A 3651-nucleotide genomic window follows, 5' to 3' on the forward strand; every position below is an offset into this window, starting at 1 on the left:
CGGCCCCCTCCAGAGACGCTCCCTCACGGTCGCGGCTCCAATGCCGTTCAAACTGCATCAGCGCCATCGCGGCGACGGCGGTGCTGAGGGCGCTGGTGGAGAGTTCGCCCACCCAGTGCCCGGCGTCGTTCCGCTCCGACAACAGATGGGCGATCGCCGAGTCCGTCGCCCGGTTGAGCCGGTCCGGGTCGACGTTCACAGCGACAGGGCGTCCAAGCCGTCGAGCATCGCGTCGAGTTCGTCCTTTTGGCGGTGTTCGAGCCCCTGCATCCCGACCGAGTCCCGGCCGTCGCGGAGCAGGTGCACGTCCCGCTCGGCGGCGGCCTGCTTCAGCGGGTCGGCGTCCGCGGCCCCGAACAGCTTGGACAGGTCGATCTTGAAGTCGCCGGCGCCCTCCCCGTCGGCCCCGGCGATGGCGGGCGTTTTGTGGCCGGGGAACACGATCGCGTTCGCCGGGCAGACGCGGGAACAGGCCGGGCAGCCCTTCTTGCAGCTGTCCTGCTGTTCGACGAGCACGTCGCCGGCGTCGTCCACGCCGTAGACCCCGAACAGGCAGAAGTCGACGCACTCCATGCAGTTCGTGCAGCGGTCGTAGTCGATCACCGGATACCAGCGGCGCGTCGTGGGGGCGAGCAGATCGTCGGACGCCTGCTCCGCGGTCGCGGCGGGGGAGGGGGCAGGAGGAAGGGGGGAGGAGGACGCACCGGCCGCCCCCTCCCTCATCCCTCCTCCCTCATTCCCCTTCACCGATGTGCCGTTCAGCCCTCCGAACGACAACCCCACCGTCGGGGTGCTGCGTTCCTTGGCGATGCGGCGGATCTCGGTGAGGAACTCCTGCGGGTCGTCGTCGTGGCGGAGGTCCAGGCAGTACAGCGACCGCTTGGGGGCGTCCGGGCGGGAGCCGGGCGGGTCTTCGTCCTCCTCCAACCCGTGCAGCAAGGAGACGCCGTAGCGGCCGCGGACGTCCTGCCGGTCGAGCGTCCAGAAGGCGGCCCGCGGGTAGAGCCAGCTGAGCACCACCACGTCCCCCGACACGCCGCGGAGGTACAGCAGGCCGGGGTGATCCGCCGCCATGTCGACCAGGTGCGGAACCAACGACAGGTCGACCGCCGGGTCCATCAGCAACTCGGCGGCGATGCCCTCCTCCAGGGCCCGCTTCGCCGGGTTCTTCCCCTGCGACTGCGACAGCACGACCGTGAGTTTCGACATGGGGGCTCGCGGGGGGAGCGTGTCAGTGTGGGGAAGCAAAAGGGCGCGAGCAAATTTCACTCACCAAGAGACAAGTAACAGAGCGGCGAAGCGACGAGACGGATACGCCGCCGGACGTCTTTGTATCTTGTCTCTTGGAATTTCTTTCCGCTACGCGTTCGCCTGCCCCTTGATGATCCGCTGGGTCGTCTCCCAGACGTCGCCGAGGTGCGCGACGTAGGCGGCGGCGTCCAACGGCGGGGCGGCGGCGGCGAAATCGTACAGCCAGCCGCCCCCCTCGCCCGCATCATAACCAGCGGCGTTGATGACCGAAGGGTCCGCCAGCGGGGCCGGGTTCAGCGCCGTGATCGTGCCGGCCGAGGGCGGGTGCATTGAGGAGAGGGCCTTGGCGCTCTCGATCTCCCCGATGGACGCCCCGGCGTCGACGGTCTGCCCCTCGTCGACGGTCCAATCGAGGAAGTACACGTCCTGCAACAACCGCCGGGAGTAGGCGGTAAAGCCGACGCGGTAGACCGGCTGGCCGCCCTGCTCCGTACCGGTCGGCAGCAACCAGAGGTGATTGCGACAGTACCCGCGGTCGGTCGGGAAGCGGGCGAGGAACTCGCCCATTTTGAAGGTCAGTTCCTCCCCGTCGGCGGGCTCGGCGGCGTCGGCGGTCAAGCGGCGTGAACCTGCGGGGGGCGGGACGGTTCAGTAAAGACCCGTCCCCCGCCCCCCGCAACCGCCCGGATGGCCCGCAAGAACCGAAACGTCATGCCGGATTGGTTCGTCCAGCAGGATCGCTCCCCGCCGAAGTGCGTCCTCTGCCAACACGAATACGACCGCGGCAAGCTGACGAAGCACCACCTCGTCCCGAAGTGCCGCGGCGGGACGGAGACCGTGCTCCTCTGCCGCCCCTGCCACAAGACGGTGCACGCGACCTTCACGGAGAAGGAGCTGGAACGCGACTACGACACCGTCGAGGCGCTGCTCCAAGCCGAGGAACTCCAAGGTTGGATCCGTTGGATCCGCAAGCGGAAGCCGGGCAAACGCATCCGGGTGCGTTAGCGTAGGGTCCGCTGTGCGGACCGCGTTCCTCGGTCAACATTCGCCTTGCACGGTCCGTACAGCGGACCCTACCCGATTGAGTCGAACCCGCAGTAGGGCTGCAACGCCTCGGGGATGGCGATGGTGCCGTCTTCCCGCTGACCGTTCTCCAGCAGGGCGATCATGGCGCGGCTGACGGCGATCGCGGTGCCGTTGAGGGTGTGCACGAGGTCGGTGCCCTTCGCCGGCTTGCCGTCGGCGTCGGTCTTCTTGACCCGCACGTCGAGGCGGCGGGCCTGGTAGTCGGTGCAGTCCGAGCAGCTCGTCACCTCGCCCCAGGAGCCCTTGTTGCCGGAGCCGTCGTCGCGGCCGGGCATCCAGGCTTCGAGGTCGAACTTGCGGTAGGCCGGGCCGCCGAGGTCGCCGGCGGCGATGTCCAGCACCCGGTACGGCAGGCCGAGATCGCTGAAGATCTCCTCTTCCAAGGACAGGATCTCCGCGTGCATCCGCCCGCTGGCGCCGAGGTCCGCGGCGGTGAAGGCGAACAGTTCCACCTTGGTGAACTGGTGCACGCGGTACAGCCCGCGGGTCGCCTTCCCGTAGGCGCCGGCCTCCGTGCGGTAGCAGTGGGAGACGCCGGCCAGCTTGAGCGGCAGTTCGTGCGGCTCGAAGGTCGTGCCGGCCTTCATCCCGCCGAGGGTGATCTCCGCGGTGGCGATCAGCGACAGGTCCGTGCCCTCGACGCTGTAGATCTGCGTCTCCTCGCCCCGCGGGTTGAACCCCGTGCCGGACAGCACCTCCGCCCGGGCCAGGTCCGGGGTGACGTGGGGCACGAACCCGGCCGCCGTCGCCTTTTCCACGGCGTACCGGACGAGGGCCAATTCGAGCAGCACCGCTTCCCGAGCGAGGAAGTAGAACCCGGCCCCGGTCGTCTTGGCGGCGCTGGCGAAATCGACCAGCCCGTGCTTCTCGCAGAGTTCGACGTGGTCCAGCGGCTCGAAGTCGAACTGCGGCTTCTCGCCGACCTCTCGCAATACCCGGCCGTCGTGCTCCCCGCCGTCGGGGGCGTCCGGGTGGGTGAAGTTCGGGATGAGGGCCTGAATCTCCCGCAGCTCCGCCTCGACGGCGTCGAGCTCCTCGGCGGCGGCGGCGACCTCCTTCTTCAGTTCGCCGGTGCGGGCGATGAGCTTCTGCCGCTCCTCCGGCGAGGCCTTGGGGATGCCGGCGCCGGTCTCCTTCTGCTCGTGCTTGAGCGTCTCCGTCTTCTGGATCAGGTCGGAGCGCTTGCCGCGGAGATGCAGCAACCGGGAGAGGTCGACGTCCACCCCGCGGCGACGGTTGTTCGCGGCGACGACGTCCGCGTGTTCGGCGATCGTGTTGAGGTCCAGCATGGGGGGGAATCTACCCCCGGTTCGC

Annotated in this window: 5 protein-coding genes; 1 reads left to right on the plus strand and 4 read right to left on the minus strand. The window is 68.9% G+C overall.

Annotated features, from left to right (window positions below):
• The 3 genes from ACG2DA_RS22015 to ACG2DA_RS22025 all read right to left on the minus strand — a co-directional run.
• Positions 1-199 (minus strand): hypothetical protein (locus ACG2DA_RS22015; RefSeq protein ID WP_395258740.1); only part of this gene is annotated, 199 nt, incomplete at its 3' end.
• Positions 196-1209 carry an ATP-binding protein gene (locus tag ACG2DA_RS22020; RefSeq protein ID WP_395258742.1) on the minus strand — a complete coding sequence of 338 codons (1014 nt, stop codon included), beginning with the start codon at positions 1207-1209 and terminating at the stop codon, positions 196-198. The genes ACG2DA_RS22015 and ACG2DA_RS22020, both read right to left, overlap by 4 nt.
• Positions 1210-1359: 150 nt before the next feature.
• Complete coding sequence (locus ACG2DA_RS22025) at positions 1360-1869, minus strand: glycine cleavage system protein H (RefSeq protein ID WP_395258744.1); 510 nt, start codon at positions 1867-1869, stop codon at positions 1360-1362.
• A gap of 93 nt (positions 1870-1962) precedes the next feature.
• Between ACG2DA_RS22025 and ACG2DA_RS22030 the strand changes: the two genes are divergently transcribed.
• The gene (locus tag ACG2DA_RS22030) at positions 1963-2256 is read left to right on the plus strand and encodes an HNH endonuclease (RefSeq protein WP_395258746.1); all 294 of its coding nucleotides are present in this window, start codon (positions 1963-1965) and stop codon (positions 2254-2256) included.
• Positions 2257-2324: 68 nt separating this feature from the next.
• Here the strand turns inward: ACG2DA_RS22030 and serS are convergent, their stop codons facing one another.
• The gene (gene serS / locus ACG2DA_RS22035) at positions 2325-3626 is read right to left on the minus strand and encodes a serine--tRNA ligase (protein WP_395258748.1); all 1302 of its coding nucleotides are present in this window, start codon (positions 3624-3626) and stop codon (positions 2325-2327) included.
• Positions 3627-3651 lie beyond the last annotated feature (25 nt).

The organism is Alienimonas sp. DA493, assembly GCF_043951915.1.
GTDB lineage: Bacteria > Planctomycetota > Planctomycetia > Planctomycetales > Planctomycetaceae > Alienimonas.

Excerpts from the sequence above, each read along its gene's own strand:
- ACG2DA_RS22020 (WP_395258742.1), bottom strand. The coding sequence starts at position 1,209 with ATGTCGAAACTCACGGTCGTGCTGTCGCAGTCGCAGGGGAAGAACCCG.
- ACG2DA_RS22030 (WP_395258746.1), top strand. The coding sequence starts at position 1,963 with ATGCCGGATTGGTTCGTCCAGCAGGATCGCTCCCCGCCGAAGTGCGTC.
- serS (WP_395258748.1), bottom strand. The coding sequence starts at position 3,626 with ATGCTGGACCTCAACACGATCGCCGAACACGCGGACGTCGTCGCCGCG.